The organism is Sphaerotilus sulfidivorans (assembly GCF_013426975.1).
Classification (GTDB): Bacteria; Pseudomonadota; Gammaproteobacteria; order Burkholderiales; family Burkholderiaceae_C; genus Sphaerotilus; species Sphaerotilus sulfidivorans.
Genome location: NZ_JACCPY010000056.1, coordinates 1 through 14,996, shown reverse-complemented (window position 1 = coordinate 14,996; position 14,996 = coordinate 1). Strand labels below are relative to the sequence as shown.

12 protein-coding genes and 1 pseudogene are annotated in these 14,996 nt (G+C 67.8%); 1 reads left to right on the top strand and 12 read right to left on the bottom strand.

The window, feature by feature from the left end; translation table 11 throughout:
* Positions 1-197, top strand: a pseudogene (locus HZU84_RS19275) (IS66 family transposase); the annotation flags it as partial.
* Between the two features lie 267 nt (positions 198-464).
* Here HZU84_RS19275 and HZU84_RS19270 read toward each other — a convergent pair.
* The 12 genes from HZU84_RS19270 to HZU84_RS19215 all read right to left on the bottom strand — a co-directional run bounded on the left by HZU84_RS19270 (position 465) and on the right by HZU84_RS19215 (position 14,605).
* Entirely contained in the window at positions 465-1,382 is a 918-nt protein-coding gene (locus tag HZU84_RS19270; protein ID WP_180693092.1) for an ISAs1 family transposase, read from the bottom strand.
* 202 nt (positions 1,383-1,584) lie between these two features.
* Complete coding sequence (locus tag HZU84_RS19265; RefSeq protein ID WP_149501962.1) at positions 1,585-3,381, bottom strand: DUF262 domain-containing protein; 1,797 nt, start codon at positions 3,379-3,381, stop codon at positions 1,585-1,587.
* 37 nt (positions 3,382-3,418) lie between these two features.
* Positions 3,419-3,808, bottom strand: coding sequence for a hypothetical protein (locus tag HZU84_RS19260; protein ID WP_149501960.1), 390 nt, complete (start codon positions 3,806-3,808; stop codon positions 3,419-3,421).
* Positions 3,809-4,121: 313 nt separating this feature from the next.
* A complete protein-coding gene (locus tag HZU84_RS19255) occupies positions 4,122-5,303 on the bottom strand; it encodes a vWA domain-containing protein (RefSeq protein WP_180693091.1) in 1,182 nt (393 codons plus the stop codon).
* A complete protein-coding gene (locus HZU84_RS19250; protein WP_219341017.1) occupies positions 5,300-6,499 on the bottom strand; it encodes an ATP-binding protein in 1,200 nt (399 codons plus the stop codon). The genes HZU84_RS19255 and HZU84_RS19250 overlap by 4 nt, the downstream gene beginning before the upstream one ends.
* Complete coding sequence (locus HZU84_RS19245) at positions 6,499-8,277, bottom strand: hypothetical protein (RefSeq protein WP_149501956.1); 1,779 nt, start codon at positions 8,275-8,277, stop codon at positions 6,499-6,501. Before HZU84_RS19245 ends, HZU84_RS19250 begins: the two co-directional genes overlap by 1 nt.
* A gap of 5 nt (positions 8,278-8,282) precedes the next feature.
* Positions 8,283-8,660, bottom strand: coding sequence for a hypothetical protein (locus HZU84_RS19240; protein WP_149501954.1), 378 nt, complete (start codon positions 8,658-8,660; stop codon positions 8,283-8,285).
* Between the two features lie 69 nt (positions 8,661-8,729).
* Complete coding sequence (locus tag HZU84_RS19235) at positions 8,730-9,245, bottom strand: protein-tyrosine phosphatase family protein (RefSeq protein WP_149501952.1); 516 nt, start codon at positions 9,243-9,245, stop codon at positions 8,730-8,732.
* Positions 9,246-9,264: 19 nt separating this feature from the next.
* Positions 9,265-10,353 (bottom strand): ADP-ribosylhydrolase MavL family protein, encoded by a 1,089-nt coding sequence (locus tag HZU84_RS19230; protein ID WP_149501950.1) that lies wholly within the window; start codon positions 10,351-10,353, stop codon positions 9,265-9,267.
* A 90-nt stretch (positions 10,354-10,443) separates the two neighbouring features.
* Positions 10,444-11,301 (bottom strand): SIR2 family NAD-dependent protein deacylase, encoded by an 858-nt coding sequence (locus HZU84_RS19225; RefSeq protein ID WP_180693090.1) that lies wholly within the window; start codon positions 11,299-11,301, stop codon positions 10,444-10,446.
* Positions 11,298-13,457, bottom strand: coding sequence for an AAA family ATPase (locus HZU84_RS19220; protein ID WP_149501948.1), 2,160 nt, complete (start codon positions 13,455-13,457; stop codon positions 11,298-11,300). The genes HZU84_RS19225 and HZU84_RS19220 overlap by 4 nt, the downstream gene beginning before the upstream one ends.
* 74 nt (positions 13,458-13,531) lie before the next feature.
* Positions 13,532-14,605, bottom strand: coding sequence for a helix-turn-helix transcriptional regulator (locus tag HZU84_RS19215; RefSeq protein ID WP_149501946.1), 1,074 nt, complete (start codon positions 14,603-14,605; stop codon positions 13,532-13,534).
* Positions 14,606-14,996: the final 391 nt, after the last annotated feature.

Below are 14,996 nucleotides of genomic sequence, written 5' to 3'. Positions count from 1 at the left end.
CGCTGCGCACGGTGGTGCTCAAGCGCAAGATCAGCGGCCCGACGCGCTCCATGCGCGGGCAGCAGTTCGTCGCCCGGGGCTTCTCGGCGATGGAGAGCTGCCGCCGCCAGGGCCGCGACCTGCGCGATTGGATGGAGCAGGCGCTGCGCGCCTGGCTGGGCGCCGGCCCGATGCCGTCGCTGCTGCCGGGCGGCTGAGTACGGCGGCGGCGCCTCACCTTCCTGACCTTCTGTGCGTGGTGTCCTGGCAAGTTGAACTTGCCGGGATGCGCGGGGCTGGGGGTGTCAAGGAGGGGGGGTGAATACGTACCGGGGGATGAGGGCTAGTTCATCGGGCTTGACTCTCCGGCCTCGCGCCCGTGCTGTCTACGCGGGCTTCAGCGGGTTGACGGGCTGGGTGGGCGTGTCAAGGAGGGGGGCGTGAGTACCATCGGGCCTGACTCTCCGGCCTCGCGCCCGTGCTGTCTACGCGGGCTTCAGCGGGTTGACGGGCTGGGTGGGCGTGTCAAGGAGGGGGGCGTGAATACGTACGTAGCGCCAGCTCGGCTCGGGCGCCTGTTCGGTGCTGCGCGGGCCGAAGCGCCCTGAGCGCACCGGCTGGCGGGTGGACTGCACCAGCACCACGCTGCGCACGCCGGGCCAGTCCTGCAGCACCGGCGCGATGGCGCTCAGGTCATGGCAGACCACGCAGCGCCGCGTCTCGATGCGGCCGTGGCCCTTGTCGGTCTCGCTGTGCTCGTGCCAGGTGCGCCCGTCGGCCTTGGCCGGGGCCTGCTCCAGCAGGCCCTGCACCGCCTGGGCCAGCGTGGGCTGGTTGTTCTTGACCCCGATGATGTAGCCGGCCCCCTCGTCGACCAGCTGCTGCACGATCGCCTTCTGGCAGCCCATCGCGTCCATCGTCACCGTGGCACCGCGCAGGTCCAGCCCGGCCAGCAGCTCCGGGATCGCGGTGATCTCGTTGCTCTTGGCCTGCGTCCGGATCTGCCCCAGCGTCACGCCCTTGCCGCAGTGCCAGGCCGTCACCAGGTGCAAGGCCCCGTCGGCCGTGCGCGAGCCGCGCAGCGTCTTGCCGTCGATGGCGATGTGCTCCTGCGCCAGACTCGGGCAGATCTGCGCCATCCAGCTGCGAAAGCAGGCCTCGAAGCGCACCGAGTCCAGCATCGCGAACACCCGGCTGAACGTGTCGTGCGAGGCGATGCCCTGCTCGAAGGGCAGGAAGCGCCGCAGCCACTCCAGCTTGAACTCGCCCCACTCGCTCACATCGACCCAGTCTTCGGCGCCGGCCGCCACCGCGCACAGCGCCGTCAGCAGCAGTTCCTGCAGCGGGTACTGGAAGCGCCCGCTCTGCCGGCGCGGATCAGCCAGGTCTTCAAAGTGCTGCATCAGCTCGTCGCCTGGGGTGGCAGTCGGGTGGTCTTGCATCGTGTCTTGGGGGGGGGGCGAGGTCGGGCGGGATTGTTACCACTCAACCGGGGACTTGGCTAATGCAATCGCCCTGCCTGGGCCCTGCCCTGATCTTGGCTCCAAGTTTTCAAATCAGGAAGCGTTCGCGGAAGCTGGGGCGATTCATTGCGGCGCTGGTTTCTCAGCCATTCAAGGGCCACTTTCTGACAATCGCATCGGCGATGCCCTTCGTCCGTCCGAGCAGATTTCTCTTGCCGAACTGCGGGGTCCGAGTCGCGCATTCCGCCACAAATCGGTGCACGGAGCGGAGCGTGGAGCTGATATACAAATTTTGCTCGGTGACTTTTTCTGCGACTGTCTTATTACTGCAGGCGCTGTTGATGCTTGCTTCGATCAACAGCAGATTTCCCAGGCGATGATTCAGCAGGGCGTAGTCGGCTTGATCCAGGAAGCCGTATGAGGTGGCGTTGAAGTTTGTATTGTTCTGGGGCAATACATGCTCGACCGTCAGGCCACCTCTGACGAGTTGCACCAGGGTTTCCAGGTCCAATGCATTTTGGCCCACGGCAATCCTGCTGTCCTCATCAATTTGCAGCAAGATGCGTTGCATGGCAGGATTGCGGTACATGTCCTCGTCCAGGCAAATCATCATCAGATGGTCAGGCATGAATTTTTTGCAGAACGCAATCAGGTCACTTGCAACCTTATTGATTACAAACGATTTTTCTTCATCCGTATTGACCGGTGTTGTGCCAATATACTGGGTTATATTGAATATACCTGCCTGCGGGTTGGTGCCTCGCAACTTGAAAACCCGCAGGTCGACCAGTGCCAGCAGCTCCGCGAGCGTGCGTGGATCGCAGGTGCCCGCTGACCCTGTCCACCCTTTCAGGTGCAGGTGAATGATGAGCGGGTAAAGCGTGGCCGATAGGTCTTGCACAACCCAAAGCAGATAGGCCTCGCGGTTTTCCCGAGTCTGCTCGACCAACGCCTCCAGGCCCTTGAAGAAATCGGCAAGGTCATTGGTGTAGGCGAGGATGAAGGCCCTGAGTTTTTCACTGTCGGCGCACAGTGTCTTCAATGCCGGCCTCAGGAAATCTACCAGCACCGTTCTGGACGTGGCGGTAAAGTCCACGCCGCTGGGAACTTCCCACCTTGAGGCGTCAAACGCGAGATAGTGGTAGCGCAGCATATCGTCCTCGCGGAAGTCATCGCGGTCGATCTGGCGAATCTTGTAGCCCGGCTCGCGACCCAGCCGCTTGATCCGGCTGAAACTGCGAAAAGCCTGTCCGAACTTCTCCGCGATGTGGTTGTCGAGCTGGGCATCCAGATAGCGATTGGAGTAGTAGATGAGCAGGCTCTTGACGATGTCCATGCGTGCCAAGGGCACGCCCCGGTCGTTGACCGACTGGAACATGCGAATGGCCTTGCCTTCGTTGGGCTCGATGAACTCCAGGACTTCCATCTGGCTGATGCACTGCAGCCAGCGGGTGATGGTTTTCTGCTCCCCCGACTGCTCCAGTGTATGTACACGCATGCGTATCCAGCTGTGCACCGCCTGCAACCGATCCTGACCATCCGATTGTGCCTGGACGGCTTTTCCATCCAGCAGTTGTCGAAAGAACTCCTCGTTTTCGCCCATCACCCTGAACTTGAATCCAGAAATCGGGTGCTGGATGAATAAACTGTGGAAGTACTGCTTGATGCTTGGGTCTTGCACTACCGCGATGAGCTCATGCAGCAACATCGTCAGCGTGGTCAGGCGCTGCTGCCCGTCGACAACATTCACCGTTTGGGGACTGTCCGTATGCGACAAGATGAATGTGCCAAGGTAATGGCTTCCGCCGGCCGCCAGCGCTTCCTCGATGTCGGCGAACAGGTCGTTCACGTTGTGCTCTCGCCAAGCGTAGTCGCGCTGATAGCTTGGAATCACCAGCGTCTTGCCGGTGAAGAAATTATCGATGGTCTTGGTACTCATGTGCGCCCCCTGGTGTCAGCAAAACAGTCTGTCGTGCTCAGAGTGTGCCCTGCCGTGCCTGCGCTACATGCGCCAAGATGTCAACTTTCCCCCCCATTTCTCTTGAGTACCCATACCCTGAGCCACCACTCATCGCCGATTCACTGTAATCGGCAGAATTCCCCGCAGCCAGCAGCAAGAATCCCAAGCGCTTCAGCTTCTCGTTGCATTCCTTCAATGCAACGGTGTAGGTCTCCGAGTAGGACGGGTCATGTGCCGTGACTTCGAAATCATCCGTATTTATTTTGATGTAATAACCTCCAAAGACATCGCTCTTTCCGGTTGAAACCGTGCCTCGCTCATAGCTGCAGTCCACGATTTCGTTCGTGGTCATGTTGAGCAGTTTGGATGCGCCGCGGCTCTTGACCTTGAATTTTTCCCAGGGCATGGTCTTGTCTCCTTGGGCGCAGGCCCGGTTTGCAATTTTTCGCTCAACGAGCGATGGGTTGATGAATGGGGAGGAAATGGTCTGCAGTCACCGACAATCTGGCCAGTTTGTCATTTCAGGACAGCCCACTTGACCCACTTGTGGCAGGACGCCGAGGGCGCTCGCTGCGTTCGATTCCATCCTCCCCCGACACACTCGCCACGAACACGATCATTCTCGTATTCGGCACGATCACGGAAGGTCGAGGCCTGGCGGGTACCGGTCCAATGCGTGCAGGTTGCACAGACTTGCCAGCTCGCGGGCGTGCTTTTGCTCATGTCGACTCCTTGTACAGAATCAGGGTTTCTCCCCATTCGACCGGGGCGGTTGCCAGTTCGGGCAGTACCCACATCACGGGGAAGTTCGGGCTCTGTCCGGGGGCGCGGCCGTCGCCGTCGGTGAGGAAGATCAGCGCATCGGGGGGATCCTGGGCGGCCAGATCGAAGGGCGGGCGCAGATCGGTGCCGCCGCCGCCCCGCAGGCGCATGCCGGCCAGCGCGCTCAGGTCGTCGCCTGAGCGGAAGGTGCGCACCCGGCGGATGTGGGTGTCGCATTCGACCAGGGTCAGCTCCAGCGCATGCTCGACCTTCAGCAGCGCGGTGATCTCGGCCATGAACATCGGCAGCAGCCGGCGGGTGCTTGCGCTGGTGTCCAGCGCGAGCATCAGGCGCAAGCCGTCCGGGCGCAGATCGGGCAGCCACAGGCCGCGGTGCCAGTGGCGGCGAGAGGGCCGCTCCCAGCCGCGCCGCCGCGCCTGGCGTCCGAGCATGAAATCCCGCAGCACGACCCGCCAGGGCAGCTGGGCGTCGGTGGGGACGTGATCCAGCAGCCTCGCCAGTCCTTCGGGCAGGTCACCCTGGTGGCGATGCCGCTCCAGGGTGTCGCGCAGGCGCTGCTGCCACTGCGATCGCAGCGGCCCGTCCATCGGCTGGCCGATGCCCTCGGGCAGTTCATGCAGATCGAAGGAGGTGGGCAGATCCTGGGCTGATCGGTCGAGCAGGGCGCTGTAGACCTGCTCGGCGCTGCAGCCCCGCAGTCCCGGAAAGAGCACGGCGCCCGGCGGGAGCTTGAAGCCGTCCTGCACCAGCAGCCAGTTGACCTCATGGTCGACGGCCAGATTCCAGCGCCGGGCCTGGCGGTTCTGCTGCCGGCTCAGATGCCCGGCGACGCAGTGCCAGACCTCGTGCGCCATCACGAACAGGCGCTGCTCGGCATCCAGCGTGGCCAGGAAATCCGGGTTGAAGTAGATCCTGCGGCCATCGGTGGCGGCGGTGGGCAGGCGCGGATCGGTCACCAGCTCGACGGCCAGATGCAGCGTCAGCGACGCGGTGAAAGGGTGCCGCAGCAGGAAGCGCGAGCGGTCGTCCTCGAGCTGCTGCAGCCAGCGCCGGCGCGCCGCCTCGTCCAGCACGGGGGCGGCCGCGTCGGACGCGAGGCCGCAGGGGATCGGCTTCAACGCCGCCTCCGCACGGGCGGGGTGCTCGATGCCGGCGGCAAGGCGTCGCGGGTGACCAGCGCCGATCCGTGGTGCTCGGTCCAGTGCGTGTAGAGCGGGTGGGCGAACAGCGCGCGCGCCTTGTCGCCGTGCGGATCGTCCTGCTCGAGCTGCTTCAGGGCCGCCACCATCGACATCACCGCGAAGTCGCTGCCGAAGGCCAGTCCGGCGCGCAGGAAATGGGTCAGCCGCAGCTCGCGCTGTTCCTGCGGACCGATCCACAGGTGCTGGGCCAGGCCGGTGGCCAAGGCATGGCGCAGATCCATGCGCTCGGGCAGGTCGAAGGCCATCTCGCCGAGCAGCATCGCATCCAGGTCTGGCAGTTCCTGGCGCAGGTGCATGAAGGCCAGGAACTCGGTCGCCGCCGCGGTGCCGACCAGGCCGTGCACCAGCAGCTCCAGGCTGGCGGCGTCGAGCTCGTCGCCGCTGGCCAGCACATGCGCCACCCGCTCCCAGCTGCGCGGACTGGGCCAGCCGCGCTCGATGCTGCCGCTCATGTCGAGAAAGCAGTGCGGGCGGTACTTCAGGAAGGCGATCACCATCGGGTGCAGATCGCGCTGCTGCGCCCAGACGATCCAGGCGGGCAGGTCCTCCTTCAGCTCCAGGTGACAGAAGCGGTTGGCCAGCGCGCTCGACAGCGGCTGGCTGACGGCCCGGTCCTCGCGCCGGTTGCCGGCCGCGCAGATCAGCCAGCCCGGCGGCACCTGGTAGAGATCGCCGAGCCGCCGGTCCAGGATCATCTCGTAGGCCGCCACCTGCAGCATCCGGTCGGCGGCGGTGAGCTCGTCGAACAGCAGGATGCCGCGGCTGTCCGGGTCGCGCGGCCATTCGGACGACAGCAGCCAGCGCACCTGATCGCCCTGCGGCACCGGCAGACCGCGCAGGTCCACCGGCTCGCGCTGCGACAGCCGGATGTCGATGAAGCCGATGCCTTCCTGGGCGCACAGCTCGCGGATCACCGTGCTCTTGCCGACACCGGGCGCACCCCAGAGCATCAGCGGCGCCATCCGCTCCGCGCCGCCCGGCTGCTCGAGCTGGCGCAGCTGGTGGCGCAGCAGCGTGCGCACCTGCGCGATCGTGGCTGACGGCGTCAGGGTCGCGTCCTGGCGGGACGTGCGAGGCGCTTCGTCCTCGTGCATGAAATGGGGCAAAGACATCAGGCGGCCTCCAGAAGGTGGTGCGGAAAAGGGTGATCCAGGGTCGAGATCGGCCGGAATCCTTCCGGCAGTCGTCCGCTCAGGATCAGGATCCGCGCGAGCTGACCGAACTCGGGGCCGGACAGCCGGGAGTCGCCCTGGTGAGGCGGGTCGGCCAGCAGCCGCACCAGCACGCTGCGGACCTCGACCGGGTCCTGCCGGATCTGATGGGCCAGCAGGGCCAGGACCTGGCAGCGCGGCAGATGCTTGAGCAGGAAGTCGTGCGCAGCCTGACGCAGCGCAGGGTGGTGACGCACCGGCGATGCCCCGGGTCGCAGCATCGAGATCGAGAGGCTGACCAGATATCGGCGGGTCGGCTGCGGCATCGGCCGGCGATCGCGGGCATGGACCAGCATTGCGGTGAAGAATTCCGGGAAGGCCGGCTGATCCTTGCCGCCGTGCAGCCACCAGCCCAGCATCTGATCGAGGATCTCGGTCTGATAGCAGAGGTCGGCGGCCATCGCGGCCCCCATCCGGGCGGCGTCAGGCAGATGCCGGCAGCCCTGCCACAGCAGCCAGTCGGCCCGCCAGCCATCGGCGCCGAGATCGGAGGGCATGCTCCAGCGCCAGGCCGGGCGATGACCGGCACGCTGGCGCGAGGACGGCACCATCAGCCGCGCGGCCAGCCGGCAGCGCTGCTTCCAGACCGTGGCGGCATCGATGCCCGACTGCAGCATCTTCAGCAGCGTCATCAGCACGCCAGGCAGCAGCTCGTTCCTGCACATCGGCAGCACATGGCACAGCGATTTCCAGGCGCTCAGGTCGCCATCGGCACAGGCCTGCTGCAGCCGCCGGAACGTGCCGTCGTCGATCTCCGCCATCTCCACCACGTCGAGCGACAGCGGCACATGCCCGACGCACCAGACCCGCGTGCCGGTGGCCAGCTCGGTCTTGTGCAGATGCAGACACTGCTCGAGCCGCAGCCGGGACGGCTGCCGCAGGACCAGCGTCCGCAGCGGGCTGCCCGCCAGATCGATCTGGCCGGCGGCGAGGTCGATCTCGACGCCGGCGCGGGCGCCGCTGCCGCCGCGCAGATCCAGCCGATCGGTCGACGCCGCGCCGGTGATGTGCGCCAGCCGCTCGCAGCCGCTGATCTCGATGTGTCCCACCGGGGCCTGCAGATCGAACCGCTGCAGCGCGGGGGCCTGGCTGATCGTCAGCCGCTGCATGGGCAGCTCGCAGCGCAGCTGCTGCAGCTCCGGCAGATCGATCAGCAGCAGCTCGCGCCAGCGGTTCCCGTCGGACGGCGTCAGCACCAGCGAGGTCCCGCCCGTCGAGCCGGTCACCACCCGAACCTCTTCCGTGTCCGTCGGCTCGTCCTGAGCTCCTTGCGGCGGCAGGCCGGACAGCGGGCCGATCCGGGCCGAGCGCCAGTGCGCATTGCGCTCGGCCTGGAGCATGAACTTGCCCCCGTGCCAGCAGGCGTCGAGCTGGACCAGCTGCGCATCGATGCGCAGGGCCGGGCGCTGTTCGCCGCCATCGATGTGCACGAAGGCGCGGCCCTGCTCCGGCAGGCGCAGCCAGGCCAGCGACGGACAGCCCTGCACGGTCAGATGGAGGTCCTCGCGCCCGTCCAGGTCGCGCAGGTCCAGCTCCTGCAGATGCGGGCTGTCGCACAGATCCACGGCCCTGAGCGTCGGATGCACGATGCGCAGCACGGTGGCCTGCACATCGCAGACCCTCGCGCCATCGGCGGCGTCGGTCTGCGGGCTCAGGACCTGTTCGGTTCGCGGCTGCATCGGCATCAGCTCTGCTGCGCCACCGGCACGGTCTGCTCATGCTCCGGGCGGCCCTGCAGACCGTGGAGCACCTCCCAGACCTCGCCGTAGACATGGGCACGCGCGCTGCCCTGGGTGCGCCAGACCTGGTTCTTGAAGTTGTCGTAGTCCAGCGCCTCGATGGCGCGGCTCATGGCCCGCGCCACCGCCTCGCGCGGTGCCCGCGCCCGGTAGCGGTAGTCGTTGCGCGAGCTGGTCTGGATCTCGCCGAGTTCCGGCAGCCAGTGCTCGCGCAGATTCTCCAGGTCGGCCTGGTTGCGCGAGCGCACCGTCAGCATGCCGGTGCCGGCATCGGCCGGCTTGCAGACGACGCTGAAGAAACCAATCGGGGTCAGCAGCCACATGGGGAGCTCTCCTGTTTCAGGGACAAAGAACAAGGGCAGAAGGCAAAGACCGACGGTCCGAGGGCGGGGTCAGGTGGCATGGCCGCGGCGGGCCCAGCCGATGACGTAGTCACGCTGCTCGTCCGTCTCAGGGGATTCAGGCCGCCGCCTCGACTTCGGGCAGCAGGCCCACCGCTGCGCCAGCTGGTCGAGCGCCTCCTGGCCGCTCAGCCCGTGCTGCGTGGCCAGCCAGCAGCCGACGATCACGCCCGTGCGGCCGATGCCGCCCCAGCAGTGCAGATAGACCTGCCGCCCGGCGGCGAGATGGCGCTCGATCGCGTCGAGCGCGCCTTGCGTGACCGCGTCGCTGGCGGGCACCGAGACATCGCGGATCGGGTGGCGCTCGTGGTGAATCCCGGGCGGCAGCAGATGCGCGTAGGGCGCGAGCTCGCCGTCCTGGGTCAGGTCGATGAAGGCCTGCACGCCGGCCTCGACCATGGCCTGCACCTTGGCGCGGGCGTCGTCTTCGTCGGGGGCGCCGGGATATTCGCCGGCATGGAAACGGCCCCGGAGGACCGTGTAGCTGTGAAAGGTCGGTACGGTCATGAGCGTGTCTCCTGTGCGGTCAGCCCAGCGGGTGAACATGGACCTGCTCCGCGGTGACCGTGAAGCGCAGGCCTTGCCTGCGGATCAGCGTCTCCCAGTCGCGCCAGCCTGCGGGCGGCTGGTACTTGAAGCCCCGCGGGTCGTACTGCCCCTCGATGCCGGTCATCTGGCGCATCGTTGTCGTGGCGGCAGCCTTCACCCCGTCATCGGTGGTGCGGCTGCCCAGGTAGAAGTCGTTGCCCGGCCAGGAGACATGGTCCCAGGCCACCACGCTGAACAGGTCGCAGTCGGAGAAGTCGTCGCCGGCCTCCTCGTAGGCGCGGGGGGCGCAGAGCTGGGGCGTGTCCGGATGGTCCTGGAGCGCACGGACCCGCAGCACCGTGGCGCCGAAGCGGTGTTCGGCGTCCGGCGTGCTCCTGTACGGATCGAAGCGCACCAGCGCCACATGGGTCAGCCGGTGGGCGTGCTTGTCCAGCAGCGCCTGCAGCGCAGCGAGCAGGTGCGGCTCGATCCGGCCCTTGAATTCGCCGGCGAACGCACCGCAGCCCAGGCCCGGCACCGTGACCAGCGCCCGGCGACCCCGCCGCGCCGCCTCCTGGTCGGCATGCAGCAGTACCGGCAGCAGCCGGCGCTCGTAGAGCCGCACGAAGCCCGGACGATGCAAGGCGTTGTCGCGCACAACCTCGTCCCAGTCCGCCGGCGTGCAGTCGTGCCCGTTGTCCAGCAGCGCGCCCGGCGTGAACAGCAGCGTCGCCTCGATCGGTTCGGCATGGAGGTTCGGCTGGTGATGCGCGCCGTCGTCATGCACCTGCACCGGCATGGCCACGCTGATGTCTCCCAGCAGCCCCAGCTCATGCAGCGTCCAGTCGGAGCCCTCGCCCCGGACCGCGCTCTCGGCGAAGATCTGCGGCCTGCGGGTGTCGAACAGGGCCTGGATCATCGACACCAGCGTGTCCGGCGCCTCGGCCGTCTCCAGCACCTTCGCGAGGTGCCCCCCGGGCTGGGCCTGACCCGACTGCAGATCCTGGGCGTACTGCTGGATGCGCTGCGCGCTCAGGTCGCTCAGCAGCACCGTGTAGCGGGCGGTATCGGACATCGTGTTGCTCATGAAGACACCTCTTCTGGGTTGACAGGGGAACAAGGGAAAAGGGGACAAGGGACACATCGGACTCGGGCCGCTCGGCGTGGCGAGCGACCCTCATGCGGATGTCGGGTCCGGCATGCGTTCGTGGATGCGGCGCAGCAGCTCCAGCGCACCGCCCGGCAGGCTGGGCCCGTGGCCGGGCGGCAGGCGCGAGCCGTCCGGGTTGAGCCGGATCCAGCGCACGCCGGGCACCCTGGCCAGACGCTGGGCAAAGCTGCGCACCGAAACGATGGCCGAGCCGGCGCCGATCTCGAGCACCACCAGACGGCGGCCCCGGACCTGCGCCAGCCAGTCGTCCAGCGCGTCGGCCTGGCGCTCGAACGGCGCCTCGACCCAGGCGTCGTCGTCGAACATCAGGATGGCCGGGCGCGCCACCGCGCCGCAGTCCGGGCAGCGCGGCAGTTCGCTGGTCAGCCGGCACTGCGCCTCGTCCACCTCGGGCTGAAAGCTGTCGGCCGACCAGACCCGCGCGCTGCAGGGGCGGCTGCACTGCAGCAGGTGGATCGAGCCATGGCATTCATGCACGTCCGGCAGGCCGGCCCGCTGGAACTGCCCGTCGACATTCGAGGTGAAGACGCGGCCGCCCAGCGCCCGAGCGGCCATCCACTGCTTCAGCAGCGCGAAGCCCTCGTGCGGCACGGTCTGGCGGTACAGCGCCAGGCGATGGCCGTAGAAGCCCCAGGCCACACGGGCATCGCGGCGGAAGGCGGCCGGGTTGGCGATGTCCTGGAAACGCAGGCGCTGCCGGCCCAGCGCCGGATAGGCCTGCCAGAAGCCCCGGCTGCCCCGGAAATCGGGCAGGCCGGAATCGACGCCCAGGCCGGCGCCGGCGGCGACCACCAGCGCCTCGGCGGCCTGGATCTGCTGGGCGACCTCGTCGATCAGCGGCAGAAGAAGATCGGCACCGCTCACGACAGCATCTCCTGCCTCGGCTGGGAGCCGCGCTCCAGCGGGCCCAGAAAGCCGATGCCCCGGGGGCTGTGCCCCTGGCGCATCTCGCAGATCTGCGCCAGACGCCGCACCAGGTCCGGGACATCGCGGGGCGCGCTCAGCCGGCCGCCGCGACGCACCGAGGCGAAGTCGCCCGGCGTGAGCGCCTCCAGCGCCGCCACCCGGGCCAGGCTGGCCTCGTCGACCGGCCAGCCCCAGTGCTCGGCCAGGTTCTGCAGCATCCCGCGCGCCTGGTCCGGCTTCAGCGGACCGAAGCGGATGCAGACATCGAAGCGGCGCAGGGCCGCCCGGTCGATCTGGTCGATCAGGTTGGTGGAGGCGATGAAGATGCCGTCGAAGTCCTCCAGTTGGGTCAGCATCTCGTTGACCTGCGTGATCTCCCAGGAGCGCTGCGCGCCGCGGCGGTCCATCAGGAAGCTGTCGGCCTCGTCGAGCAGCAGCACCGCACCTTCGCGCCGGGCCTGATCGAACATCTGCGCCATCTGCTGCTCGGCCACGCCGACATAGGGCGACAGCAGGTCGGAGGCGCGCCGCACCAGCAGGGGCCGGCCGACCTCGCGGGCCAGGTAGCGGCCGAACTCGGTCTTGCCGGTGCCGGGCGGTCCCCAGAAGCAGAGCCGGCCGCCGCCCTCGCGCACCAGGCCGTCGCGCAGCGCCTGCAGGTCGGTGTCGGCCTGCAGCCAGTCGATCCGGTAGGCGGCGTCGCGGGCGGCGGTGCCGGACGGCAGGCGGGCGATCTCCATCGCCTGCAGGGTGTTGTTCATCAGCCGGGTCAGGATCTGCTCCGGCGCCATCCCGCCGGGCTCGGCGCCGGCCACCGTGGCGCAGACCCGCGCGGCCCGCTCGATCAGCCCCGGCGCCAGGCCCTCGTGGCGCGAGACCTGCTCGATCCAGGCCGGCGACAGCGGCAGCGCATGCGCCTGCAGATGCCGCTCCAGCATGCGCCGGCGCACCGGCTGCGGCGGCACCTCCAGCTCCAGCACATAGTCGAAGCGACGCCGGTAGGCCAGGTCCAGCCCCTGCAGATCGTTGGTCAGCCAGAAGGTCGGCACCGGGTTGTGCTCAAGCACATGATTGACCCAGCCCTTGACGCCGCTGCTGTTGCTCTGGCGTCCGTGGCGATCGCTCGACCAGTGCACGAAGACATCCTCGACCTCGTCGAAGATCAGCGCCGTCGGGGTCGCGCCGTTCAGCAGGTTCTGCGCGAAGCGGAAGGCGTCGAAGCGTGCCTTGCCGCCCTGCGGCTTGCCGTCGGGCTGACGCACCGGGATCTCGAGCGGCTGCAGGCCGGTGGCCTGTGCCAGCACCCGGGCCAGCTCGGTCTTGCCGGTGCCGGAGCGGCCGTGGATCAGGATGTTGATGCCCCGGCGGCCCTGGCGTGCCGCAGCCTCCAGGTAGGTCGACAGGATGGCCAGGTCCTCGCGCAGATGAGCGAAGTCGTCCAGTCCCAGCGGCGAGGCGGGGGCCTTGGTGACCGCGTTCGGGAAGAGCTCGATCAGATCGTCCTGCGCGACCAGCAGCGTCTCGGCCAGATCGTTGAGCAGATCGATCTTGAGCTCGAAGCTGTAGGGGCGCACATCGTCGATCGACAGCAGCGCGCAGCCGCACAGCCGCGACTGGGGCGCCAGCGCCTGCTGGATCTCGGCGGGAGCGCGCGACAGGCAGATCGACAGCAGGCGCACCGTCTGCGTCCGGTTCAGCTCGCCAGCCTCCTTCAGTGCCTCGGTCAGCTCGCTGCACAGGCGCTGCAGCACCACGAAGTGCAGCAGCTCGCGCTCGACGGCGGACAGGTCGAGCCGATCGCCCAGGCGGGCGATGTTGACCGCCAGCGTCGTGTCCTGGGGCAGTCCGGGCGACGCCGCCTCGTGCCGGTCGCGCAGCGCCTTCATCTCGGCCAGCAACCGGTCCAAGGCCGCGTCGGCATCCGGCGTGCCCTCGGCGTCCGAGGGCGGCTTCGAGTCGTCGGCCTCGGCCATCCTGTCGCGCAGGCGCCGCTCGAGCTGGTCCAGCGAGAACAGGATGCGCAGGGTCCACAGCTCGATCACGGGCGCATAGCGCTCGTCGAGGCCTTGCCTGGACAGGCTGTCCGTGATGGCGTGATCGGTTGTCGCGTTCATCGCTCCCCCTGAGGTATCAAGATGTGTCAGTGTGGGGAGAGCTGCGACAGAACCTGTCGCATCCGAAGCGCTGCTCAGTCGGGCTCGAATCGCTCCGTGAACGGCATCACGAACTGCCCGTCGTAGATGTCCAGCGCCTGCTTCAGGCTCTGGCGGATGGCCTCGCGCAGGGCGACTGGCGCCAGCACCTGCACATCGGCGGACCGGCCCTGCAGCCACCAGCGCAGCTCCCAGGTGTCGGCCACGGTCACCTGCACATGGCGGCGGCCGTCAGGCATCGACCCGATCTCCTGATCGGGCCCGAGCGGCGCTTCCCGGAGCATGTTGGCCATCATCTGGGAGCAGGCCAGCGACAGCTCCAGGGGCGGCTTGTCCGGGTGCATGCCGAACTGGGCCTGGCCGCTCGCGAGCCAGCCGTCCAGCGTCCATTCCGGGCTGGGCAGATCGACCGGATGACCGAGCGGGCGCGCCCGGCGGAAGCGGTGCAGCGCGTAGAAGCCCGGCGGCCTGCCCCAGCCCTGCGAGGCGATCAGATAGGTGATGCTGCCGCGCAGCACCATGCCCAGCGGGTGCAGGATGTAGCGCTGCGAATGCACCCGGTCCGGGGTGGTGGGCGACACACGGGCGTAATAGGCCTCGACCTGCTCGCCCTTGAGCAAAGCGGTGGAGAGGACTCGGCGCATTCCTTTGTCCACTTCCGGCGCCAACTGCATCAGCCCCGGCGACACCACCGCCACCTTGTCGATCCAGCGCGGCATGCCGGCCGGCCCGTCGATCTTCTTGAGCCGCCGGTGGGCCTCCTCGAAGACAGTATCGAAGCTGTCGGTCATGTGGCCGGGCAGCGCGGTGCGCAGATGCTTTTCCGCCAGCGCCACCATCAGCGCCTCGTGGGGGTTCATGCCGCCGATGCCCTGATCGGCCTCGACGCCCCACCGCCAGCTGTGCGGCTTGCTGTTCTCGTTGACTTCCAGCGGAAAGTGCTCGCGCAGCATCTGCAGGTCGCGCTGGACCGAGCGGATCGTCACCGCGTGGCCGCGCTCGGTGAGCCGCGTGTGCAGATCCTGGGCGGACACAGAGGAGCGTCGGGGAATGGCCTGCAGCAGGTCGAGCAGCCGGGTCAGGGTCTTGGGCTTGGATTGCGCGGGCATGGGGCGATCGGGCGGAAAAGCGGGGCCCCCTGCCAGCGTGCCGGCGGGGAACGGGCGCCGCGGCCTGGACAAGCAGCAGCAGCGGAGCGTCGATGTATTCGACCGCCACCCGGAGCCGCTGAAGCGGATCTGTGGGGGCGGTGACGCAGTGTCGGCGCCCGCCGGCCCGGCGGGCCCGTCCGGCAACCTTGCCGCCGGCTGATCATGTCCGGCCAAGAAAAAACCCGCCCTCGTTGCCGAGAGGCGGGTTGCATGAATCCCTTCAACTGACCTTGCCCCCAGAAACCGTCTCCCATGCTGAGTGATGCAATGTCAGCAAGGAGAGCGGAAATGACGAAGCCGAAGGCTGCGCCGAGGGCGCGCTACACATTGGAATTCAAGCAGGAGGCGG